This is a genomic window from Arthrobacter sp. efr-133-R2A-120 (assembly GCF_030209835.1).
Taxonomy (GTDB): Bacteria; Actinomycetota; Actinomycetes; order Actinomycetales; family Micrococcaceae; genus Arthrobacter.
Genome location: NZ_JARVRF010000005.1, coordinates 1 through 21780, shown reverse-complemented (window position 1 = coordinate 21780; position 21780 = coordinate 1). Strand labels below are relative to the sequence as shown.

General features: G+C 64.4%; 19 protein-coding genes. 13 read left to right on the top strand and 6 right to left on the bottom strand.

Going from position 1 to position 21780, the window contains the following annotated elements:
- Nucleotides 1-21 precede the first annotated feature (21 nt).
- The 8 genes from betA to QRN52_RS03630 all read left to right on the top strand — a co-directional run bounded on the left by betA (nucleotide 22) and on the right by QRN52_RS03630 (nucleotide 11329).
- Complete coding sequence (betA, locus tag QRN52_RS03665; protein ID WP_284751417.1) at nucleotides 22-1770, top strand: choline dehydrogenase; 1749 nt, start codon at nucleotides 22-24, stop codon at nucleotides 1768-1770.
- Nucleotides 1767-3287 (top strand): aldehyde dehydrogenase family protein, encoded by a 1521-nt coding sequence (locus QRN52_RS03660; protein WP_284751416.1) that lies wholly within the window; start codon nucleotides 1767-1769, stop codon nucleotides 3285-3287. The genes betA and QRN52_RS03660 overlap by 4 nt, the downstream gene beginning before the upstream one ends.
- On the top strand, nucleotides 3284-4318 hold the full coding sequence (locus tag QRN52_RS03655) for a quaternary amine ABC transporter ATP-binding protein (RefSeq protein ID WP_284751415.1): 1035 nt from the start codon (nucleotides 3284-3286) through the stop codon (nucleotides 4316-4318). Before QRN52_RS03660 ends, QRN52_RS03655 begins: the two co-directional genes overlap by 4 nt.
- Nucleotides 4315-6351: an ABC transporter permease gene (locus tag QRN52_RS03650; RefSeq protein ID WP_284751414.1), complete on the top strand. Its 2037-nt coding sequence runs from the start codon at nucleotides 4315-4317 to the stop codon at nucleotides 6349-6351. The genes QRN52_RS03655 and QRN52_RS03650 overlap by 4 nt, the downstream gene beginning before the upstream one ends.
- A 38-nt stretch (nucleotides 6352-6389) precedes the next feature.
- Nucleotides 6390-7364 carry an ABC transporter substrate-binding protein gene (locus QRN52_RS03645; RefSeq protein ID WP_284751413.1) on the top strand — a complete coding sequence of 325 codons (975 nt, stop codon included), beginning with the start codon at nucleotides 6390-6392 and terminating at the stop codon, nucleotides 7362-7364.
- Between the two features lie 308 nt (nucleotides 7365-7672).
- Nucleotides 7673-9079, top strand: a complete 1407-nt coding sequence (locus QRN52_RS03640) for an MFS transporter (RefSeq protein ID WP_284751412.1) — start codon at nucleotides 7673-7675, stop codon at nucleotides 9077-9079.
- Nucleotides 9080-9111: 32 nt separating this feature from the next.
- Nucleotides 9112-10368 carry an aminopeptidase P family protein gene (locus tag QRN52_RS03635; RefSeq protein WP_284751411.1) on the top strand — a complete coding sequence of 419 codons (1257 nt, stop codon included), beginning with the start codon at nucleotides 9112-9114 and terminating at the stop codon, nucleotides 10366-10368.
- Between the two features lie 121 nt (nucleotides 10369-10489).
- On the top strand, nucleotides 10490-11329 hold the full coding sequence (locus tag QRN52_RS03630) for an IclR family transcriptional regulator (protein WP_284751410.1): 840 nt from the start codon (nucleotides 10490-10492) through the stop codon (nucleotides 11327-11329).
- Nucleotides 11330-11485: 156 nt separating this feature from the next.
- Here QRN52_RS03630 and QRN52_RS03625 read toward each other — a convergent pair whose 3' ends face one another.
- Nucleotides 11486-12619: an LOG family protein gene (locus QRN52_RS03625; protein WP_284751409.1), complete on the bottom strand. Its 1134-nt coding sequence runs from the start codon at nucleotides 12617-12619 to the stop codon at nucleotides 11486-11488.
- Nucleotides 12620-12682: 63 nt separating this feature from the next.
- On the opposite strand from QRN52_RS03625, the gene QRN52_RS03620 reads away from it, so the two are divergent.
- From QRN52_RS03620 to iolB, 5 genes are all read left to right on the top strand, one after another.
- A complete protein-coding gene (locus tag QRN52_RS03620; RefSeq protein ID WP_284751408.1) occupies nucleotides 12683-13462 on the top strand; it encodes a gamma-glutamyl-gamma-aminobutyrate hydrolase family protein in 780 nt (259 codons plus the stop codon).
- 127 nt (nucleotides 13463-13589) lie between these two features.
- Entirely contained in the window at nucleotides 13590-13994 is a 405-nt protein-coding gene (locus QRN52_RS03615; protein WP_284751407.1) for a cupredoxin domain-containing protein, read from the top strand.
- A 25-nt stretch (nucleotides 13995-14019) separates the two neighbouring features.
- Nucleotides 14020-14469, top strand: coding sequence for a hypothetical protein (locus QRN52_RS03610; protein ID WP_284751406.1), 450 nt, complete (start codon nucleotides 14020-14022; stop codon nucleotides 14467-14469).
- Nucleotides 14470-14717: 248 nt separating this feature from the next.
- Nucleotides 14718-15458: a GntR family transcriptional regulator gene (locus QRN52_RS03605; RefSeq protein WP_059388160.1), complete on the top strand. Its 741-nt coding sequence runs from the start codon at nucleotides 14718-14720 to the stop codon at nucleotides 15456-15458.
- A 17-nt stretch (nucleotides 15459-15475) separates the two neighbouring features.
- Nucleotides 15476-16369, top strand: coding sequence for a 5-deoxy-glucuronate isomerase (gene iolB / locus QRN52_RS03600; RefSeq protein ID WP_284751405.1), 894 nt, complete (start codon nucleotides 15476-15478; stop codon nucleotides 16367-16369).
- 143 nt (nucleotides 16370-16512) lie between these two features.
- Here the strand turns inward: iolB and QRN52_RS03595 are convergent, their stop codons facing one another.
- Genes QRN52_RS03595 through QRN52_RS03575 form a run of 5 tightly spaced genes read right to left on the bottom strand, consistent with a single transcriptional unit; the run spans nucleotide 16513 to nucleotide 21545 of the window.
- Nucleotides 16513-17553 (bottom strand): Gfo/Idh/MocA family oxidoreductase, encoded by a 1041-nt coding sequence (locus QRN52_RS03595; RefSeq protein WP_284751404.1) that lies wholly within the window; start codon nucleotides 17551-17553, stop codon nucleotides 16513-16515.
- The gene (locus tag QRN52_RS03590; RefSeq protein WP_284751403.1) at nucleotides 17550-18368 is read right to left on the bottom strand and encodes a TIM barrel protein; all 819 of its coding nucleotides are present in this window, start codon (nucleotides 18366-18368) and stop codon (nucleotides 17550-17552) included. The genes QRN52_RS03595 and QRN52_RS03590 overlap by 4 nt, the downstream gene beginning before the upstream one ends.
- Nucleotides 18368-19471: a Gfo/Idh/MocA family oxidoreductase gene (locus QRN52_RS03585; RefSeq protein WP_284751402.1), complete on the bottom strand. Its 1104-nt coding sequence runs from the start codon at nucleotides 19469-19471 to the stop codon at nucleotides 18368-18370. The genes QRN52_RS03590 and QRN52_RS03585 overlap by 1 nt, the downstream gene beginning before the upstream one ends.
- 35 nt (nucleotides 19472-19506) lie before the next feature.
- Nucleotides 19507-20550 (bottom strand): Gfo/Idh/MocA family protein, encoded by a 1044-nt coding sequence (locus QRN52_RS03580; protein ID WP_284751401.1) that lies wholly within the window; start codon nucleotides 20548-20550, stop codon nucleotides 19507-19509.
- Nucleotides 20550-21545 (bottom strand): Gfo/Idh/MocA family oxidoreductase, encoded by a 996-nt coding sequence (locus QRN52_RS03575; RefSeq protein WP_284751400.1) that lies wholly within the window; start codon nucleotides 21543-21545, stop codon nucleotides 20550-20552. The genes QRN52_RS03580 and QRN52_RS03575 overlap by 1 nt, the downstream gene beginning before the upstream one ends.
- Nucleotides 21546-21780 lie beyond the last annotated feature (235 nt).

The following is a 21780-nucleotide window of genomic DNA, read 5'->3' as shown; positions in this document are numbered from 1 at the left end:
CACTTCAAAGGAGTTCAACTAATGGCCAACGAAAAGTTTGATTACGTCATCGTGGGTGGGGGCAGCGCCGGATCGGTGCTGGCAGACAGGCTCAGCGCGGACCCCTCCAAGACCGTCCTGGTCCTGGAGGCTGGCCGCAGCGACTACCCCTGGGACCTGTTCATCCAGATGCCCGCGGCGCTCACCTTCCCCAGCGGGAACAGGTTCTACGACTGGCGCTACCAATCCGACCCTGAGCCGCACATGCACGGACGCCGGATCGCCCACACCCGCGGCAAGGTCCTGGGCGGCTCAAGTTCCATCAACGGGATGATCTTCCAGCGCGGCAACCCCTTGGACTACGAACGCTGGGGAGCCGACGCCGGGATGGAGACCTGGGACTTCGCGCATTGCCTCCCCTACTTCAACCGCATGGAGACCGCGCTCGCCGCGGAACCCGACGATGAACTGCGCGGACACGACGGACCGCTGGTCCTCGAACGCGGTCCGGCGCGCAATCCCCTCTTCCAAGCCTTCTTCCGCGCGGCCCAACAAGCCGGATTCGCACGGACCAACGATGTCAACGGGTACCGGCAGGAGGGCTTCGGTCCCTTCGACCGCAATGTCCACAAGGGCCAGCGGCTCTCCGCCTCGCGTGCCTACTTGCGGCCGCACCTCAACCGGCCGAACCTCACGGTCAGGACCCGGGCCCTCGTCTCGAAAATCAACTTCGACGGCATTGGAACGTCCGATGTCAGGGCCACGGGCGTCAGCTATCGACGCAATGGCAAGCAGCACAGCGTGGATGCCCAGGAAGTAGTCCTGTGCGGAGGGGCCATCAACACCCCGCAGCTCCTGCAGTTGTCCGGCGTCGGGGACTCCACGCACCTCAAGTCCCTCGGCATCAAGCCAGTAATCGACCTGCCCGGCGTCGGCGAAAACCTGCAGGACCACCTGGAGGTCTACATCCAGCACGCCTGCACCCAGCCGGTGTCCATGCAGCCGAGCCTGAGCCTGTGGCGCTATCCATGGATCGGCCTGCAGTGGCTGTTCGGGCGCAAGGGACCAGCGGCCACCAACCACTTCGAAGGCGGCGGCTTTGTGCGGTCCAACGAAGACGTGGCCTACCCCAACCTCATGTTCCACTTCCTGCCTGTTGCCGTCCGTTATGACGGCCAAAAGGCCGACGCCAAGCATGGCTACCAAGTGCACATCGGGCCCATGTACTCCGATGCGCGCGGCAGCCTGAAGATCACTTCCACGGACCCGACCGCCCACCCGTCCATGAAATTCAACTACCTTTCCACGGAGCAGGACCGGCGCGAGTGGGTCGAAGCCATCCGGATTTCCCGGCAGATCCTGGAGCAGTCGGCCATGGCGCCTTTCGATGGCGGTGAGCTCTCCCCCGGTCCGTCCGTCCAGACAGACGAGGAAATCCTCGACTGGGTAGCCCGCGACGCCGAAACCGCCCTGCACCCGTCCTGCACCGCAAAGATGGGTCCGGCGACCGATCCCATGGCCGTGGTGGACCCGCTCAGCATGAGGGTGCACGGTACCTCGGGCCTGCGGGTGGCTGACGCTTCGGCAATGCCCTACGTGACCAACGGCAACATCTACGCGCCGGTCATGATGCTGGCCGAGAAAGCTGCGGACTTGATCCAGGGCCGCGAACCCCTCGCTCCGATCGCCGCCGAGTTCTACCGGCACGGCAGCAGCCCGGTTCCGGACAACCTGGAAAGCCTGGACGGCCAGCCCCAGGTCACTCCGGCAAGGAACCAAGGAGCGGCATGAACAGCCCACAACTTTCCCAGACCCACACGGTGCGCGGCAGCTACGTTGACGGCGGCTGGCGGCAGTCCGCCGGAGGAATCCGCAGCATCAACTGCGCGGCGGACGGTACGCACGTTGCCGACGTCGCAGAGTGCACGGCGGCTGATGCCGAGGCAGCGGTGGCTAGCGCCCGTACGGCGTTCGACGACGGCCTCTGGCCGCGCACTCCGGAACTGGAACGCGGCGCGATCCTGCTCCGCGTGGCCGGGCTGCTGCAGCGGGACAAGGCCGCATACGCCGCGGCCGAAGCCCTCGACACCGGCAAGCGCCTGGTCGAAGCCGAATACGACATCGACGACGTCATCGCCTGCTTCCGCTACTACGGCAGCGTGGCAGGCACGGACGCGGGCCGCGTGATCGATACCGGCCGGCCTGGCGCCATCAGTCGGGTCGTCCATGCACCCGTGGGCGTCTGCGGCCTCATCACGCCGTGGAACTATCCGCTCCTGCAGGCTTCGTGGAAAGTTGCACCGGCGCTGTTGGCCGGGAACACCTTTGTCCTCAAGCCCAGTGAGTTGACGCCTTCGACGTCCATCCTCCTCATGGACACCCTGCGGGAAGCAGGCGTGCCCGACGGCGTCGCGAACCTCGTGACGGGAACGGGACCGGAGGTCGGGGCTGTGCTCAGTTCGGATCCGCGGGTCGATCTGGTCTCCTTCACGGGCGGGCTGGAAACCGGCAAGCGGATCATGGTGGCCGCGGCGCAGACGGTCAAGCGCGTGGCCCTCGAGCTCGGAGGCAAGAACCCGAATGTGGTCTTTGCCGACGCTGACCGGGAGGCCGCGATCGACAACGCCTTGACTGCCGTCTTCCTGAACTCGGGCCAGGTCTGCTCGGCCGGGGCGCGGCTCATTGTCGAAGAGTCCATTCACGAGGAGTTTGTGGCCGAAGTGGTCCGCCGTGCACGCCAGATCCGGCTGGGCGGCCCCTTCGACCAGGAGGCCCAGACCGGCCCGCTGATCTCCACGGCCCACCGGGACAAGGTCCATGCCTACGTGCAGGCCGGAGTTGCGGAGGGCGCGCGGCTGCTGTGCGGCGGCTTCATTCCGGACACCCCGGAACTGGGCCGTGGCAGTTTCTACCCGCCCACCGTGTTGGACGGGTGCAAGACCTCGATGCGCGTGGTCCAGGAGGAATCCTTTGGCCCCGTCATGACGGTGGAAACGTTCACCACCGAGGAAGAGGCCGTCCGGCTGGCGAACGACACCGTCTACGGACTGGCCGGTGCCGTGTGGACGGCAGACGCCTCGAAGGCCCAGCGGGTCTCCGAAGCGCTGCGTCACGGGACGGTCTGGATCAACGACTACCACCCGTACGTTCCGCAAGCCGAATGGGGCGGCTTTGGACAGTCAGGCAATGGCCGCGAATTGGGGCTCGCTGGCTTGGCCGAATACCGAGAAACAAAACACATCTGGCAAAACATCAGCCCCGGGCCCAGCCACTGGTTCGAGCCGCCGCAGGCAGGAGTACAGCAATGAGCAGTCCTGACATATCAGTGCGCAACCTCTGGAAGGTCTTCGGACCCGGAGGTGAAAAGATCCCTAAGAATCCGGAACTATCGAGCTTGAGCTCAGGCGAATTGCTTGAACGCACCGGCTGCAATGCTGCCGTGCGGGACATGAACTTCGACGTCGCCAAGGGCGAGGTGTTCGTCGTCATGGGCCTGTCCGGATCAGGAAAATCCACCCTGATCCGGTGCCTCACCCGGCTGATCGAACCGACGTCGGGTTCCGTCCTGGTCGACGGAAAAGACGTGTTGGACGCGGGAACCACCGAACTTCGGGAACTGCGCCGGAGGAAGATGTCCATGGTCTTCCAGCACTTCGGCCTCCTCCCGCACCGCACCGTGCTGGACAACGTCTCCTACGGATTGCAGATCCGTGGGGCGTCAAAAAATGAGCGTTACGCCAAATCCCGCGAAATCATCGAACTGGTAGGCCTCAAGGGCTACGAGCAGCATTTCCCCGATCAGCTTTCCGGCGGAATGCAGCAGCGTGTTGGGCTTGGCCGCGCCTTGGCGGGCGATCCGGACACCATCCTCTTCGACGAGCCGTTCTCGGCCCTGGACCCGCTCATCCGGCGCGATATGCAGGCGGAAGTCATCCGGCTGCACAAAGAGATGGGCAAGACGATGGTGTTCGTTACCCACGACCTATCCGAAGCGCTCAAACTCGGGGACCGCATCCTGATCATGCGGAACGGCGAGACAGTCCAGTGCGGCACCGGCGATGACCTTGTCGGATCGCCAGCGGACAAGTACATTGCCGACTTCGTCTCCGAAGTACCCCGCGCGGATGTCCTGACGCTCAAATGGATCACCAATCCGGTAGCTTTGGGCACTCCCGGGGATGCTCCCGTCCTGAGCGCCGGCACGATCATCCGCGACGCCATTCCCACCGTCATGAACTCATCGTGTCCCGTGCTCGTGGAAGACTCCGGCAGGATCACCGGCCAGATCGACCGCGATAGCATCTTGTCGGTCATCCGCAGCACGGAAGTAGCGGCATGATGTCCACTCTCGTTCGTGACCGGGCCCCGGTTCAGACCAGCGCCAACGCCCTCCGCCCGCCGCGCAAGCGGCTGAGTCGCCGAGCAGTACTCCTGGGTGCCGCCGGAGTCCTCTGGCTCCTCGGGTTCTTGTTCCTGCACGGCACATCGACCCTTACTCTGCCGGCATCGGAATTGACTGACCTGCACCGTTCGCTCAACCAATTCAATGCCTGGGTCGCATCGAACCGAGCGGACAATCCCGTTTTCCAGTACGTCTTTACTCCCTTCCGCTCCGCCGTCGATTCAGTCGCAAACCTTTTCACCAGCACTTTTGCCGCCAGCTCTACCGGGCTTCGCCTACCGGAAATCGGCTGGCTGGGAACTGTCGGCCTGCTCAGCTGGATCGCCTTTGCGGTCGGCAATGCCCGGGTGGGATTGCTGACGGCCGCCGCATTCACGTTCTTCGGCCTCCAGGGGCTGTTTACCGAAGCGGCTTACACCTTCGCCCTCGTCCTCACAGCCGTGCTGTTCAGCCTGCTGATCGGCATCCCGCTCGGAGTCTTGGCCGGGATCTCGGGCCGGGTTTCCCAAGTGATCACTCCGGTCCTCGACTTCATGCAAATCCTCCCCACGTTCGTCTATCTGGCTCCTTTGGCCCTCATCTTCCTGATCGGCCCTGCCTCCGCGGTCATCGCCACGGTGATCTACGCGGTGCCTCCGCTCATCCGACTGACGGCACACGGAATCCGGAACATCCCGGAGAACACCCGGGAAGCCTCCGACTCCTTGGGCACCACAGGGTTTCAGCGGCTTCTCACCCTGCAACTCCCCCTGGCACGGCGCACCATCGTGATGGGGATCAACCAAAGCACCATGGCTGCTTTGTCCATGGTCACCATCGCGGCGCTGATCGCGGCGCCGGGGCTGGGCCAAGTGGTTGTGCGTGCCTTGCAATCGCTCGACGTCGGTACAGCAGTCAACGCCGGCCTGTCGATCGTCCTCTTGGCCATTGTGCTGGACCGGGTCACCACGGCCGCCAGCCGCCGGGCCGAACCCGGGGCAGCCCGCAAGCGCCGGATATCGCGCAGGAGCAGGTATATCCTGCTCGCTGTTAGCCTCGTTGTTGTCCTTGTCATGGTCCAGCTTTCCCGGACGATGCTCTGGGCCGCAGCCTTTCCGAAGAACCTCAACTTTGGCCCGGACATCGTCAGCGGAGTCGGCGCTGCCAGCGCATGGCTGCAGACAAATCTCTCCCTGTTTACGGTGTCGTTCCGCGAGGCCCTGACCAACGGAATCCTCAACCCGTTCCAATCCCTTCTGGCCGACACCCCTTTCTACCTCCTCGTCGCGGTTGTCCTCGTGGCGGCTTACGCACTCGGTGGTTGGAAGCTGGCACTGGTCACCGCCTCATGCCTGGCCGCGATCATTTACCTCGGCCTGTGGAGCGATGCCATGGTCACCCTGGCCAGCACCCTTGTTGCCACGGCCGTGGTCATGGTGCTGGGCATCATCTTCGGTGTGGCGATGGGAAGGTCCAACAAGGTGGACCAGATCATGCGGCCCATGCTGGATGCGGGCCAGACCATGCCTGCCTTCGTCTACTTGGTTCCGTTCCTAGGCCTTTTCGGCGCAACGAGGTTCACGGCCATCGTCGCCGGAATTATCTATGCAGCGCCTGTGGCCATCAAGATCACGGCCGACGGCATCGCAGCGATCTCCCCCACCGTCATGGAGGCTGCGGTATCCAGCGGGTCAACCCCTTGGCAGGTCATCACCAAGGTCCAGCTCCCCATGGCCAGGAAATCCCTGGCCCTCGCCGCAAACCAAGGCTTGATCTACGTCTTGGCCATGGTAGTCGTCGGAGCACTGGTCGGTGCAGGCGGCCTGGGGTACGACGTCGTCGCCGGCTTTGTCCAGAGCTCGCTGTTCGGCAAGGGCCTCGCCGCCGGCCTGGCCATCGTCTTCCTCGGCATCCTGCTGGACCGCATCACCCAAGCTGCGGCAGCCGACCCGGTCCGCAAAATCCGCTCAGCAAAATCGAGCGCGCACTAGTCCTCCCCGTTCACCGCCCCAACAAGGAGACCCCAACCATGAGTAGAACAAGACAGCTTTTGAAACGAACAATTCCCGTCCTTGCCGGAACCGTTACTGCAGCCCTCTTGCTAGCTGGCTGCGGAGGCGCTTCCGTGAACCAAGCGGCAGCCGCAGGCTCCTCTGATACGCCCTGCGGAACCGTCAATGTCGCCCTCAACGCGTGGGTCGGTTACACGGCAAATGCGGCCGTCTACAGCTACGTAGCCCAAAACAAACTCGGTTGCACAGTAGTCCAGAAGGACCTGTCGGAGCAGATCTCCTGGCAGGGCTTTGGTTCCGGTGAAGTCGATGTCATCCTCGAGAACTGGGGTCACGCGGACCTCACGAAGCAGTACATCACGGACCAAAAAGTGGCTGTGGACGCAGGCCCCACGGGCAACGAAGGGCACATCGGCTGGTACGTACCACCATGGATGGTCCAGAAGTACCCGGACATCCTGGACAGCAAGAACCTGAACAAGTACGCCTCACTCTTTGCCACCTCCGAATCAGGCGGCAAAGGCCAGGTCCTGGACGGCGACCCCGCCTTCGTGACCAACGACGAAGCTCTGGTCAAGAACCTTGGCCTCGACTACAAAGTGGTCTTCTCGGGCTCGGAAGCAGCTCTGATCCAGTCGTTCCGTACGGCCGAAAAGAACAAGACACCGTTGCTGGGCTACTTCTACGAACCGCAATGGTTCCTCTCAGAGGTCCCCCTCAAGAAGGTCAGCCTGCCCGCCTATACCCCGGGCTGCGATGCCGACGCCGAGAAGGTCGCCTGTGACTACCCCGACTACAAACTGAACAAAGTGATGGCCAAGAAGTTTGCGGACAGCGGTTCTCCCGCAGCGAAACTGCTCAAGGCCTTCTCGTGGACCAACGCCGACCAGGACTCGGTCGCAACGGATATCCAGGGCGGCATGAAGCCGGACGCCGCCGCCAAGAAATGGGTGGATGCCCACCCCGATGTGGTGGCAGCCTGGCTCAAATAGTCCCTGAACCCCTCTCCCCCCCTGAAGCTCCCCGGATCCTTGCGATCCGGGGAGCTTCTTTTTTCCTTTACCGGGCGGGCCCTGCCCCTTTCGCACCACTCAACGCAACTATGTTGCGACTAACGCACCCCACTTCCCCCACCCTCCCCCGACCGACTCGCACTTGTTGTCGTTTAGCGCCCTCAAAACGACAACAAGTGCGAGTCAGTTGGGTGGCGAGTGAAGACTCTTGACGGTGATGCACAACACATCTATTCTGATGCAACAGCGTTGCGTTGAATGCAACCCAAAAAGTTCTTGGTGGATTCATGAAAAACGAAACATCCTCCGTGGCAGCAATCCAGGGAAACGCCAGTCCCGGATCCAAAGGCGGGTCCGGCGACCTTCCCGATGCGGCAGCCACCCCGGGCGGCCCGTCAAAGCCAACGGCTAGCCACACAGTCAGCAAAGACACCCGCCGCCGCGTTATCACTGCAAGCTTCATCGGCAACTTCGTCGAATGGTTCGACTACGCCGTCTACGGCTACCTTGCCGGGATCATCTCGACCGTCTTCTTCCCCGCATCGGACCGGCAGACCGCACTGCTGGCAACGTTTGGCGTCTTCGCCGTCTCCTTCTTTGTCCGTCCATTGGGCGGATTCATCTGGGGCCACATCGGTGACCGGCTCGGACGCAAACAAGCGCTCTCCCTCTCGATCGTGCTCATGTCCGTGGCTACGTTCTGCATCGCCCTCATCCCCGGCTACAACACCATCGGCGTCATGGCGCCGGTCCTCCTGCTGCTCGTCCGGGTTGTCCAGGGCTTCTCGGCCGCCGGCGAATACGCAGGTGCCTCAGCCTTCCTGGTGGAATACGCGCCGGCCAATCGGCGCGGACTCTATGCCGCCGTCGTACCTGCCAGCACGGCGGCAGGCCTGCTGCTCGGTTCCCTGCTGGCGGCACTGCTCAGCACGGTACTGAGCGCGGAGCAGCTCGGCGAATGGGGCTGGCGCTTGCCCTTCCTCCTGGCCGCCCCGATGGGCCTGATTGGCCGCTACATCCGTACCAAGCTCGAGGACACCCCGGCCTTCCGAGAAATGGCCGCGAAGGACACCGCGGTGAAGGCTCCGGCCTTCGCGATGTTCAAGACGTACCGCAAGCAGCTGATCATCGCGACGGGCGCGGTGCTGCTCAACGCCGTCGGCTTCTACGTGATCCTCAGCTACATGCCGACGTACCTTTCCGAGGAGCTTCATTTCGGTGCGGCCGAATCGTTCCTGGCCACCACGATTGCCCTCGTCAGCTACATCGGATTCATCTTCCTGACGGGTATCGCCTCGGACAGGTTCGGCCGGAAGCGCATGCTCATCACGGCTTCCGTGCTGTTCGTGGTGCTGACCGTTCCCGCGTTCATGCTCCTCGACACCGGCAACTTCCTGGTCATTGTCCTGGTCCAGATCCTGCTGGGCGCCATGCTCACGCTCAACGACGGCACCCTGCCCAGCTTCCTTGCCGAGCTCTTCCCCACGAGGGTCCGCTACAGCGGCTTCGCCGTCAGCTTCAATCTCTCCAACGCCCTGTTCGGCGGCACCGCCCCTTTCATGGCAACACTCCTCATCGGCCTGACCCACAACCAGCTGGCCCCCGGCTGGTACCTCGTGGCAGCCTCCATAATTTCCCTCATCGCGGTCCTCTTCGCCGTAGAGACTTCCAAGAAGCCCCTGCAGCAGGACTGAAAACAACCCACCCATTGAAAGGAACACCACCCATGACCATCACCGAGAATGAAGCCGTCAGCGATGTCGCCAAGCTTGAACGCCTCAAGGTCCTCAACAACGGAGAGAAAGTCTCCCTGACGTTCTCCGACACAGAGTTTGAACGACGCCTCGCGGGTCTTCGCCGGATCATGGCCGAGAAGGATCTGGACGCCGTTGTCCTGACCAGCTACCACTCCATCAAGTACTACTCCGACTTCCTGTTCACCTACTTCGGCCGTTCCTACGCCATGGTGGTCACGGCCGAGGACACCGTCACCGTTACCGCCAACATCGACGCCGGAATGCCGTGGCGCCGCAGCTACGGGGACAACCTTGTCTACACCGACTGGCGCCGGGACAACTACATCTTCGGCATCCAGGAAGTGCTGCGAACCCGCGGGATCACCGTCCGCCGTCTGGGTGTTGAGGACGATTCCCTTCCGCTGGACAACCGCAACAAGATCCAAGCCGCCTTCTCCGGCGCGACGCTTGTGGATGTGGCCCAGGCCGCCATGCGCCAGCGCATGATCAAGTCTTCCGAGGAAATCGAGGTCATCAAGCACGGCGCCCGGATCGGCGACCTCGGCGGCGAGGCCATCCGCAACGCCATCACTGCAGGGATCACTGAGTACGAGGTCGCCCTGATCGGCACCGAAGCCATGGTCCACGAGATAGCCCGGACGTTCCCGGACTCCGAGATCCGCGACACCTGGGTGTGGTTCCAGTCCGGCATCAACACCGACGGCGCCCACAACTGGGCAACCACCCGCAAGATCCAGGAACACGACATCCTGTCACTGAACTGCTTCCCCATGACCTCGGGCTACTACACGGCCCTGGAGCGGACACTGTTCTACGGCGAACCCGATGCGCGCTCCCTGGAACTGTGGAACATCAACGTGGAGGTCCACAAGCGCGGACTGGAACTCATCAAGCCCGGGGCAGTCTGCAAGGACATCGCGGCCGAGCTGAACGAGATCTATGTTGCGCATGGACTGCTCGCCAACCGCACCTTTGGCTACGGACACTCCTTCGGCGTCCTCTCGCACTACTACGGACGTGAAGCCGGACTGGAGCTGCGCGAAGACATCGACACGGTCCTGGAGCCAGGAATGGTGGTCTCCATGGAGCCGATGATCACGGTCCTCGATGGCCAGGCGGGTGCCGGCGGGTACCGGGAACACGACATCCTGGTGGTCGGTGAAGACGGTGCCGAGAACATCACCAAATTCCCCTTCGGCCCGGAATACAACATCATCGGCGCCTAGCACCCACCTCCAATGGACATGCCCTGCCTTGCGCCCGAGCAATGGACATATGACCCATATGCTCATTGCTGTAGGCCAAGGTTGGGCATGTCCCCATTAAAAGAGCCATATAGTGACCATCATGACCCCAGCAGAACCGCGTGCAGAACGGCGTGCAGAACCGCGTACAACCATCAGCGACACCCCGGCCAACGGCGATTCCAAAGGCGCTTCGGTACTCGAGAACGCCATTGCCGTGCTCCGCAGCTTCACCGCCGAGGAACCCTTGCTGGGAGTCACCGAGATCGCCGGCAGGATCGGCTTGCACAAGAGCACCGTGTCCCGGACCCTGGCGACCTTCGAACAAGAACACCTGGTGGAACGCGACCCCGAGTCCCGCCGCTTCCGGCTCGGCCTGGGGATGATCGCCCTTGCCGGCCCGCTCCTCGCCGAACTGGAGGAGCGCCGGGTGGCCTATCCCGTGCTGCGCGAACTGAGCGAACGGACCGGCGAGACGAGCGCGCTCATGGTGTGGAACGGGAGCGAATCCATGTGCGTGGAGCAAATCGCCAGCCGACACCAGGTCAAGCACCTCGCACCGTTGGGTGCCCGCTACAACGAGGCGCTCAGCTCTTCGGTACAGGTCTTCCTTGCCGCCGAAGACGCCGACCGTGTCCGCAAGCTCCTCCGCAGCGGCTCCATTACATTGCCCGGGCTCGACGAGGAAGCACTCGAGGCCTACCTACTTCGGCTGCAGGAGTCCGTAACCCGGGGCTGGGCCTTCAATTTCGGCGAAACATCAATTGAAGAAGTCGGCGTCGCCTCCCCCGTCTTTGACCACCGCGGAGACATCGTGGCCTCCGTCCTGATCCCAGCGCCAAAGTTCCGGGTCTCGCAGGACACGCTCGCCAGCCTCGGCGAGGCATGCCAAGACGCAGCCCGCAAAATCACGACGCGCCTGGGCGGCCGCGCCCCGCGCTAACTCCCAAGTAGTCCCCACCGCGACCCTCGCCTCGCAAGTCCCCACCGGCTCCCAGCCTTCGCAGGCTCAGGCAGGGGCCCACGCAGTTGTCGTTTTGAGCCGCCATAAGGACAACAAATGCGAGTCAGTTGGGCCGGCCGGGCGGAACCCACGCAGTTAGCCCGCGACGACGGCGAGCGCTTCCTCGACGCTGTCCACCAGGAAGATCCGGCCCTCCATCACTTTCCCGGCAGCAAGGCTCTGCAACATGGGCCACGCGGGATACTTGTGCTCCCAGTGGTCGCGCCCCACGAGCACCATGGGCGTGACGGTTTCCGGGGCGCCGTAGAAGTTCTCGCACGCGTCCTGGAAGATTTCCTGCACAGTGCCGGCTGAGCCCGGGAGGAACACGATCCCGCCGTTGCACAGTTCCAGCAGGATCGCTTCGCGCATGGAGTTGGCGAAGTACTTGGCGATGTGGGTGGCGAAGAGGTTGGGTGGCTCGTGCCCGTAGAACCACGTGGGGATGCCCAGCGACGTCGTTCCGCGCGGATGGTGCCCGACGACGGCGGCCGCCGCCCGCGCCCAGGCCGTCACCGAGGGGCGGAAACCCGGCACCGCCGCGAGCGATTTCAGCGCGACGGCGAAGTCGGCGTCGGGCAGGCCGCTCAAGTAGGCGCCGAAATTGGCGGCTTCCATGGCGCCCGGGCCTCCCCCGGTGGCCACCGTGAAGCCGGACAAGGCCAAGAGCCTGCCCAGGCGCGCGGCGTCGTGGAAGTCCGTGGTTCCGCGTTGCGCGACGTGCCCGCCCATGACTCCCACAATCTTGTTCCCCGCGAAATCCCCGTTGCCCAAGAGCTCGTCCAAGGCATCCCCGATGGCGTGGTCGTGCAGCGCGGCGGCGAGGGTGGCGTCCAAGCTGGTCCGTTGCCCCGGCATGATGCTCCAGTGGTAGACCTGGGCGTCCAGGGTGGCTTCGTACTCCGTGGAGTCGATGTCCTCGTACAGTTCGGCGGCGCTGTAGAGGCTGCCCCGGTACGGGTTGAACGGTACTCCGCGCAGCTTGGGAAAGATGAGTGCGCCGCGGCTGCGCAGCGAGTCCTCGACCCCGTCATCGAAGGTGCACCCCAGAAAGATGGCGCCTTGAGGATCCAGCCGCTGTAGGTCCGCCCGTCGGCCCCGCAGGTCCAGCGACTGGGCGTGCCATCCGTGCATCGTCACGGCACCGGAGCTCAGAAGCCTGTCGAAATGGGCCACGCTCTCAATGTCGAGCGTGCGGGGACTGGGAGTCAGGGCGCGGGACGGATTCATGGCATCAGCGTAAGCCCGCGGTTCCCGTTGCGCAGGAGTCGCCCGGCCAGTGCATCATGGAGCATGCAGACTTCCGAACAGCAGAGCAGCGTCCGGCCCCGGATCGGTATTCCCGTCCGCCTCAGCAGCTCCGAAGACGCGGATGCCCGCGTGGGAGAGGCGAATGAACTCTTCGACTTCATCGTCGAACTGGTGCGCGACGCCGGCGCGGAGCCCGTACTGCTGGACGCCTCCTTCACCGACGAAGCCGGCCAGCTGGCCGCCGAGCTCCGTTCCCTCAACGGGGTCCTGCTGCCCGGCGGCGGTGACCTGGATCCGCGACTCTACGGCGAAGAAGCGACTGAAGCCTGCTACGACGTCAACCCTGACCAGGATCGATTGGACCTGGCGGTCGCCCGTGGATCGCTCGACGCCGGTTTACCCACCCTCGGCATCTGCCGCGGCCACCAGCTCCTCAACGTGGTCTACGGCGGGACGCTCATCCAGGACATGCATCCCTCACTGGTGGAGCATAACGGCCTGACCCCGGCGGAAGGTGAGCTAAGTGCCTGGGCGTGGCACGACGTCGAACTTTCACCGCATTCAAAGGTCGCTCGCCTCTATGGCTCACGGAACTCGGTGCGGATTGCTTCGGGACATCACCAAGCCGTGGCGCGGGTAGGCGATGGCTTGGTGGTCACGGCGGTCGCGGAGGACGGGACCGTGGAGGCCCTCGAGGACCCGCAGCGCTGGGTGGCATCCGTGCAATGGCATCCCGAGGCCTCGCAGCTGCCCGACGAGGAACGACTCGCCCCGTTCAAGGCTTTCGTGGAGGTCTGCAGGACGCTGCGTCCCGTGGGGTGATGGAGACGGCAGCCTCCGCCCGCCGGAATCAATTTCCCGCTCCCGTGAACCTGACGGCTCCGGAATTCGTCTCATCAATGTGGCAAACACGTTCTCGCCACCGGACACGAGGAGCGGGGAACGAATCATGAGGAACAACGCCAAGGCCTTGATGGCCGTCGTAGGAGCGGCCGCCCTGATCGGCGTGAACGGTTGCGGGGCGTCCGGAACCGGCTATCAGGGCGCGTCTTCGAGCCCGCCTTCCGCCGCGTCGTCGACTGCTCCGCCGTCCGGGACCTCCCAATCGCTCACCATCACCATCAAGGACTTCGGCTATCAAGGACCCGTCTCGGTCAGCCCGGGCGCCAAAATCACCGTCAAGAACGAGGACGCCCAGGCCCACACTGTCACCTCGGACGACGGAAAGGCCTTCGACGCCGCCGTCGACGGCGGGGGCGGGACAGCCCAGTTCACCGCGCCCACCACGCCGGGCAGCTACCCCTATCACTGCGCGTACCACTCCAACATGCACGGAACGCTGGTCGTGAAGTGAGCGTGTGCGAAATGAGGACAGCGAAATGAGCACTCGTGAAGCGGCCCGCCGCAAGCCGATGAGCCGCAGGCCCAAGGACATCCTGTTGCGACTGCTTGTGGCGGCAGCCCTGGTCATCGACGCTCTGGTGCACTTCGATCTCGCCTCCGGCTACCAATTGGGTGCCCCCGGCGGAATCGGGGAAGGCAATCTGTTCCGCCTTGAGGGCGCGGTCGCAATTCTCGTCGCCCTGTATGTCCTGGTCCGCGGCAGTCGGCCAGCCTACGCCGCCGCGGTGGTCGTCGCTGGAAGCGCCTTCATAGCGGTCCTCCTCTACCGCTATGTCGACATACCTGCCATCGGTCCGCTCCCGTCCATGTACGAGCCCGTATGGTTTTTCGAGAAGACCCTCAGCGCAGTCGCCGAGGGACTGGGCGCCGTGCTTGCCGCCGTCGGCTACGTCCGTCAACGCACCAGCGCCCGACGCCGCCGCTGAAGGCGCGCTCGCCGCTGAAGGCCCCGACGCCGAAAGGCGCACCCGCCGCTGAGGGCGCGAGGTCTGGTCCTGATGTCTGGACATGTCCCAAACAAGAGACCTGAAACGGCTCAATAAACGTGCCTCCGGCACCCTTGACCCGCACAATGCTCCTGCTATCATCAGTAAAGCAGTATGTCCTATCAAGCGAACATGAGCGGACATGCTTGTGACTTCCGGGACAGTCCCGGAATGCGAGGGAGCATGCAATGGCGAATCAACTTGGCCTCACTATCGACCGTTCTTCCCCTGTGCCTTTGTACCACCAGGTGGTCCAGGGCATCGAGGCCGCCATCCACAGCGGAGTCCTGGAGCCCGGCAGCCGCTTGGACAACGAGATAGACCTCGCCGCCCAGCTCAACCTGTCGCGGCCTACCATGCGCAAGGCCATGGACGAACTTGTCCGCTCGGGCCTGTTGGTCCGCAAGCGCGGCGTCGGCACGCAGGTGGTGTCAAGCCAGGTCCGCCGGCCCCTGGAACTCTCCAGCCTCTACGACGACCTGACCAACAACGGCAAGAAGCCCACAACGCAGGTCCTCAGCTTCTCGCACATGGAGGCCGACGCCGCCACGCTGACAGCCCTCCAGCTTCCGGCCGGCTCCAAGGTCTACCACTTCACCCGCCTCCGCAAAGTGGGCGGCAAGCCGCTGGCGCTCATGGAGAACTGGGTCCGCGACGACATCGCGACCATGGACGAGGCCATGCTCGCCGAGGAAGGCCTCTACGCCATCCTCCGTCGCGGCGGCGTCAACTTCCGCCTCGCTTCGCAGCGGATCGGCGCCATGATCGCCAACGACTACCAGGCGCCGCTCTTGGAGGCGGAAGTCGGCTCGGCTTTGGTCACCATGGAACGCACCGCCGTCGACGACACCGGACGCATGGTGGAGACCGGCCACCACGTCTACCGGGCCGATTCCTACAGCTTTGAAATGACACTCGTACAGCGCTAACGCAAGGACATAACTTCATGGCCAACTGGGTCTATCCACTGGGAACCGCCAACGACGGCGATTGGGACATCTCGCTCGGAACTTCCGATTCCGCCTTGACCGTGGACGGTTGGGCCCACACCGGGCTCAAGGTCGCCACGCTCGCCGCGGGCGCCGCCGTCGAGCTCCCCGCCGCAGCTGAAGAGCGGATCATTGTGCCGCTCAACGGCGCCTTTACGGTGACGGTCGACGACGTCGAGTATCCCCTTGCGGGGCGGGCGTCGGTTTTCCATGGCCCTAGCGATGTCCTGTATTCCGGCACGAACGCTGCCGTCACCATCAGTTCGCCCGACGGCGGCCGCGTCGCCGTCGCGACCGCCCCCGCCAACGCCTCGTACCCCACCAGGCTCGTGACCGCCGCGGAAACCCCGGTGGAGTTGCGTGGAGCAGGCAACTGTTCGCGCCAGGTCCACAACTTCGGCACCCCAGCCGCCCTCGAGGCGGACCGATTCATCGTCTGCGAAGTGCTGACCCCCGCGGGCAATTGGTCTTCCTATCCCCCGCACAAGCATGACGAGGAAAAGGACGGCGAAACGCAACTCGAGGAGATCTACTACTTCGAGACCCGCGTGGCGGATGGCTCCGGCGCCCCCGCAGATGCAGACGCGATCGGCTACCAGCGCGTCTACGCCTCCGATGAGCGCCCGATCGACGTGGCCGCGGAAGTCCGCACGGGCGACGTCGTTCTTGTTCCCTACGGCTGGCACGGCCCCGCCATGGCAGCTCCCGGCTATGACTTGTACTACCTGAACGTCATGGCCGGCCCGGGACCCGTGCGCGAATGGCTCATCAGCGACGACCCCCACCACGGGTGGGTGCGGCAGGGCTGGGACGGACAAGACATCGACCCCCGATTGCCGTTCGGCGCCTAAGGAGTCCGCACACCCAATCCCCACCGCCACCCTCGCCTCGCAAGCTCGGCCAGGGAACCCTGGCGGCGTGGGCCCAAGCAGTTGTTGTCGTTCTGGGCCGTCAAAACGACAACAACTGCGAGCTAGTTGGGACCTGTAATCGCCTAACTCGCCTTCGCCCCCACTAGCGCCACTCTGACGGGAACTCCGCTTGCCAGCGACTCCTGCGCGGCATCCGCCACCCGGGAAGCCGCGACGGCGTCCTCCGGGGTGCACGGGTTGTCCCGTTGGCCCAGGACCAGTTCAACGAAGGCCGCCATTTCCGAGCGATAGGCCTGATCGAAGCGTTCGGCGAAGGTCTTGTGGGGTTCTCCGGACGGGAAGGCGATCCCGGCCTCGGCTGACTCCATGGCTGTCTTGTCGTCCAGGCCAACCATGAGGGAACGCTTGGAGCCCTGGATTTCGAGGCGGACGTCATGCCCTGCGCCGTTGTAACGGGTGGCCGAGACTGTGCCAACCGTCCCGTCGTCGAACGTGATCAGAGCCAAGGCGGTGTCCACATCGCCCACTTCTCCGATGGCGGGATCACCATTGTTGGAACCCTTGGCATAGACCTCCACGATCTCGCGGCCGGTCAGCCAGCGCAGGATGTCGAAGTCGTGGACCGAGCAATCACGGAACAGCCCGCCGGACGTTGCCAGGAACTCCACGGGCGGCGGAGCCATATCGCAGGTCACGGCGCGCAGCGAGTGGATCCAGCCGAGCTCCCCCGCCTGGTAGGCGCGCTTGGCCTCGATGTAACCGGCATCGAAGCGACGCTGGTGGCCGATCTGCACCACACCATCGTTGGCGCGGATATGTTCCAGGACAGGCAGCGAATCGGCCACATTCATGGCCACGGGCTTCTCGCAGAACACCGGGATACCGGCATCCACTCCCGCTCGGATCAGTTCCGGGTGCGTGCCCGTTCCGGTCGCGATCACAAGCCCATCCACTCCGGAGGCGATCAAGGCCTCTACCGACGGCAGGAATCGGGCGCCGAGACCGGCCGCCACCTTGCGGGCGTGTTCTTCGGCCACATCTGTGAGCCGCAACTCCACGTTGATGCCTTGTCCATTCAGTTCCCCGTTGAGGGCCGCGATGTTGTTGGCGTGCATCACGCCGATCCGCCCTACTCCAACCAGCCCGAGAACGACATCCTTCATAGTGCTGCCTCCGTTGAAAAAGCTGAATCGTCCTGGGATTCCGCGACGCCAGGCGTGAACGCCCGGCGGAACGCCTCAAGCGCCTCCAGGTCGTCGCCGCTGGCCCATGCCTCCATGCCGACGGTGCCTTCGTAGCCCGCAGCGACGAGCGCCCGGGCCACAGCCACGTAGTTGATTTCGCCGGTGCCGGGCTCGCAGCGCCCAGGGACATCCGCCACCTGGATCTCGCCGACGTGCGGCAAGGCGGTGCGGACCAGTTCAATGAGGTTCCCCTCCCCCAGCTGTGCGTGGTACAGGTCCAGCATCATCTTCACGTTGGGATGTCCGGCCGCCTCCACAAGCGCGAGGGTGTCCTTGGCCCGGGCCAGCGGAATTCCGGGGTGGTCCAGCACGGTGTTGAGGTTTTCGAGGCAAAACGTCAGTCCGTGCTTTTCCCCGAGCGCGCCAAGTCGCTCCAGGGTCCGGGCACCCGTGATCCACATGCTGCCGTTGGAGCGGTAGACGGGACGGGCTGCTTTGCCGTCGATCAGCTCCGCCGAGTGCACCACCATGCGGCTGACGCCGAGCTCCAAGGCCGTCGGAATCAGCGTCTCCGCCGTCCTCACCACGTCCTCGGCGGTGTCAGCGTCAACCAGGCTCCCGGAGGTGTACCCGGTCATGGAGGAAAAGACCGCGCCGCTCGCCTTGAGCGCCGCAATGTCCTTGTTCCTCGAGTCCCAGAGTTCGACGTCGAATCCGGCCTCATGGATCCGACGTACCCGTTCGGTGAACGGCAACTCCGTGAAGACCATCTCGGCGCAAACTGCCAGCCGCATCAGACACCCGCCTTGCTGTTGCTCGAAACAGCCGTAACGGCCACCGGTCCGCCTTGCTGGACCGACTCGATGCAGGCCAAAGCCATCGCCAGGGCGCGCCGCGCGTCAGCGGCTCCCGGGGTGAGGGTGAAAGCGCCCGACGGCGGTTGCGCGCCGTCGCGGCGCGCGCGGACTGCCGCCGCGAAGTCCACAAGTTCGTCGGTATAGGCATCCCGGAACAGTTCCACGTTGAGCCTCGGAGTCTCCGCGGAGAGGCCCTCGGCGGTGTACCTCAGGGCAGCCGTTTCAGTAGGCCGTCCGGCCTGCACCATGCCCTTGGAGCCGAAGACTTCGCCCCTGACGTCGTAGCCGTAAAGCGCGCTGAAGTTGGCCTCGGCCACTGCCAGTGCCCCATTGCTGTAGCGGATGGTGACCACGGCGGTGTCGAGGAATCCTTGATCACGCAGGCTCGGTTCCACCAGGGCGTCCGCGACGGCGTAGACCTCCACCGGCTCGGCCCCTTCGTTGAACCAGTTCAGGGTGTCGAAGTCGTGAATGAGGGTTTCCAGGAAAATCGTCCAGGCCGGAATCCTGGCTGCATGTCCGATGCTCCCGGTGCCGGGATCCCTCGTTAACGAGCGCAAGAGCTGCGGCTCCCCCACGATTCCTTCGGCCAGGTCCTTCTTGGCGGCCTGGAAGTCGGTGGCGTAGCGGCGGTTGAATCCGATCTGGAAATGTACCCCTGCGGTCTCGACGGCGCGGAGGGCGGCGTCGAGCTCTTCGAGGCTCTGCGCGGCGGGCTTCTCGCAAAACACGTGCTTGCCCGCAGCTGCGGCCTGGGCAATCAGGGAAGCGTGGAAGCGTGCCGGGCTGGCAATGATCACGGCGTCGATGTCCGGATCCGCCATGATGTCCGCGGCGTCTGCGGTGACCTTCGCCGTACCAAGCTGGGAAGCCACGGACGCCGCGGAGTCCACGTTGGGATCGGCGACGGCGGCCAGGACCGCACCGGGAACCCGGCGGGCTATGCTTTCGCCATGGAACGCTCCCATCCAGCCGGAGCCTATGAGGCCAAGCCGCACGGGCGTGGGAAGACCGGCTGAATGCTGTTCGATGTAGGCCATGGGCCCGTCCTTTCGATAGTCAGTACAACAATTGCTCAGGCAGGGACGTTGCCTTCGCCCGGGAATTCAATACCCACTTGGCGGCGGATTTCATCGGCGACGTCCATCGTCCGGATGGAGGACGCCAAGGGCCGTTGTGGGGTTTCCATCTCACCGGCGGCGATGGCGCGGGCCACCGCTGCTGCTTCGTAATGCAAGCCCTCCAAATGCCCGCCAGCCGCTTCGTTGTGGCGAAGCCGCGTGCCGTCCGGGAACCGGATCTCGAAACCGCCGGGCATGTTGAAGGGTCCGTCGATGGTCAACGTGGCCTCGGAACCAACGATCGTTGCCGCGGTGGTGGTGAAATTGTGCAGGTGCGCATTCATCACGGCCTGGCTTCCGCCCGGGAATTGCATAATGGCGGAGAGCTGGGCGTTGACACCCGATTCGTGGGGCTGGCCGAAGGCGCTCAAGCGCTCGGGCGCGCCCAGGATCTCGGTGATGAGTGCCAGCGGGTAGGTGCCCAGGTCCAGCAGAGGCCCACCAGCCAGTGCGGGGTCGAAGATGCGGTGGCTGGGTTCGAAGTGCTCGCCGTATTCCGCGAGGACCGTTGTCACGGTACCCAGCGTCCCGGCGTCGAGCACTTGCCGGATCACGTCGAACTTCGGAAGGAAGAAGCTCCACATGGCCTCGGCGGCGTAGACGCCAGCTGCCTTGGCCTGCGCGGCGATATCCCGCGCCTGCGCAGCATTCAGACCGATCGGTTTCTCGATCAGGACGTGTTTGCCGGCGTCGATGGCGAGCACGGCAGCCGCGTGGTGGAAATTGTGCGGCGTGCATACGTACACGATGTCAATGTCCGGAGCCGTGGCCAGCTCTTCGTAGCTCCCATAGGCGGCGGGCACGCCGAAAGCGTCCGCGAACGCCTTGGACCGTTCCAAGGAACGGGAGCCGACGGCGGCGATCACTTGCGTTGAGTGAGCCTGCACCGATTCCGTGAAGCGTTCGGCGATCCACCCCGGGCCCATGATCCCCCAGCGCAACGCTGGAGCATCGCGGGAATCCGGGACCCTTGATACTGGCAGCCCGGATGAAACCATCAGTAGACCACCTTCGTGTATGCCCCGTCGCTGTGGAGCGAGCGGATCATCGCTTGTGCCAGCTGCGACGCCCGCAGACCGTCCTCACCGGTTGCGAGCGGCGCAGGCTCTCCCTTTTCGAGGGCTGAGATCCACGCCTGAAGTTGCAAGCGGTAAGCGTCGGCGAAGCGTGGACGCCAGTCTGCGGGGATTTCGGAACTGCGCTTCCCTTCCTGCCGGACATCGAGGGCGGCCGGTTCCGGGAGTGCGGCGGTGCCGAACTCTGACACGACCTCGCATCGCGTGGTGTAGCCGTACTGTGCGTTGAGGAAGAGTTCGAGGGTGGCCAGGGTGCCGTCGGCCGCGCGCAGGAGCATAAAGGCCGGGTCCCGTAGATCACCGGTACTGTGCCGGGAACTCCGCCCCGCTTGCCAGGACACCTCGGTGATAGGCGAGTCCAGCAGCCAGGGGATGATGTCGAGCTCGTGGATGGCCGAATTGGTGATGGCGGATTCCGAGCTCGCGCCCGGTCCCGCGGACGCCGTCCGGCTAATGCAGTGGACCTGCAAAGGCTCGCCTTGGGTGCGTGCCCGGGTGGCTTCGCGCAGCGCGACATAGCCGGGATCGAACCGCCGCATAAAGCCCATCGACAGCAACCGGGCACCCGTTGCTGCAAGGAGATCGGCTTCGGCCTCCACCACTTCGCGGCTTTCCAGGAGCGTGGGAGCCAACGGCTTTTCGCACAGCACCGGGGTCATTGCTTCGAAGCATTCCAGCACCAGTCCGGCATGGGTGGAGTCATGTGAAGCGACGACGACGGCGTCAACCTCGCTGGAGTTGATCAGCTCGGAAGGATCGGTGGTGATGCGTGCGGACGGCGGCGCCGCGGCTGCCGCACGTCCGGCGTCGAGGTCAGCCACAAAGGTGACTTCGGCCCCGCTGATAGTGGTGGAGAGGTTTCTGATGTGGTCTACGCCCATGACGCCGGCGCCGATAACGCCTACCCGGATCGGCATGCTGTCTTCCCGTCTACTTCTTGTTCACATTCCGGCGGTGGCATGGCGGGCGGGGGCCCATCCGCTTTCCGGCGGACCCCCGTCTCCGTCCGCGCTGGTCTCCTGCGCGCTAGGCGTGCCGCGGGCTGCTTTCCCTTGAATCGTCAGCAGCGCCGGCGACGTCGGTCACTTCGGATACCCCGGCGACTTCGGCTTGGACTTCCTTGAGGGCCTCCGTGTGCCCGCCGAGTTGTTC

Excerpts from the sequence above, each read along its gene's own strand:
- betA (WP_284751417.1), top strand. The coding sequence starts at position 22 with ATGGCCAACGAAAAGTTTGATTACGTCATCGTGGGTGGGGGCAGCGCC.
- QRN52_RS03660 (WP_284751416.1), top strand. The coding sequence starts at position 1,767 with ATGAACAGCCCACAACTTTCCCAGACCCACACGGTGCGCGGCAGCTAC.
- QRN52_RS03655 (WP_284751415.1), top strand. The coding sequence starts at position 3,284 with ATGAGCAGTCCTGACATATCAGTGCGCAACCTCTGGAAGGTCTTCGGA.
- QRN52_RS03650 (WP_284751414.1), top strand. The coding sequence starts at position 4,315 with ATGATGTCCACTCTCGTTCGTGACCGGGCCCCGGTTCAGACCAGCGCC.
- QRN52_RS03645 (WP_284751413.1), top strand. The coding sequence starts at position 6,390 with ATGAGTAGAACAAGACAGCTTTTGAAACGAACAATTCCCGTCCTTGCC.
- QRN52_RS03640 (WP_284751412.1), top strand. The coding sequence starts at position 7,673 with ATGAAAAACGAAACATCCTCCGTGGCAGCAATCCAGGGAAACGCCAGT.
- QRN52_RS03635 (WP_284751411.1), top strand. The coding sequence starts at position 9,112 with ATGACCATCACCGAGAATGAAGCCGTCAGCGATGTCGCCAAGCTTGAA.
- QRN52_RS03630 (WP_284751410.1), top strand. The coding sequence starts at position 10,490 with ATGACCCCAGCAGAACCGCGTGCAGAACGGCGTGCAGAACCGCGTACA.
- QRN52_RS03625 (WP_284751409.1), bottom strand. The coding sequence starts at position 12,619 with ATGAATCCGTCCCGCGCCCTGACTCCCAGTCCCCGCACGCTCGACATT.
- QRN52_RS03620 (WP_284751408.1), top strand. The coding sequence starts at position 12,683 with ATGCAGACTTCCGAACAGCAGAGCAGCGTCCGGCCCCGGATCGGTATT.
- QRN52_RS03615 (WP_284751407.1), top strand. The coding sequence starts at position 13,590 with ATGAGGAACAACGCCAAGGCCTTGATGGCCGTCGTAGGAGCGGCCGCC.
- QRN52_RS03610 (WP_284751406.1), top strand. The coding sequence starts at position 14,020 with ATGAGCACTCGTGAAGCGGCCCGCCGCAAGCCGATGAGCCGCAGGCCC.
- QRN52_RS03605 (WP_059388160.1), top strand. The coding sequence starts at position 14,718 with ATGGCGAATCAACTTGGCCTCACTATCGACCGTTCTTCCCCTGTGCCT.
- iolB (WP_284751405.1), top strand. The coding sequence starts at position 15,476 with ATGGCCAACTGGGTCTATCCACTGGGAACCGCCAACGACGGCGATTGG.
- QRN52_RS03595 (WP_284751404.1), bottom strand. The coding sequence starts at position 17,553 with ATGAAGGATGTCGTTCTCGGGCTGGTTGGAGTAGGGCGGATCGGCGTG.
- QRN52_RS03590 (WP_284751403.1), bottom strand. The coding sequence starts at position 18,368 with ATGCGGCTGGCAGTTTGCGCCGAGATGGTCTTCACGGAGTTGCCGTTC.
- QRN52_RS03585 (WP_284751402.1), bottom strand. The coding sequence starts at position 19,471 with ATGGCCTACATCGAACAGCATTCAGCCGGTCTTCCCACGCCCGTGCGG.
- QRN52_RS03580 (WP_284751401.1), bottom strand. The coding sequence starts at position 20,550 with ATGGTTTCATCCGGGCTGCCAGTATCAAGGGTCCCGGATTCCCGCGAT.
- QRN52_RS03575 (WP_284751400.1), bottom strand. The coding sequence starts at position 21,545 with ATGCCGATCCGGGTAGGCGTTATCGGCGCCGGCGTCATGGGCGTAGAC.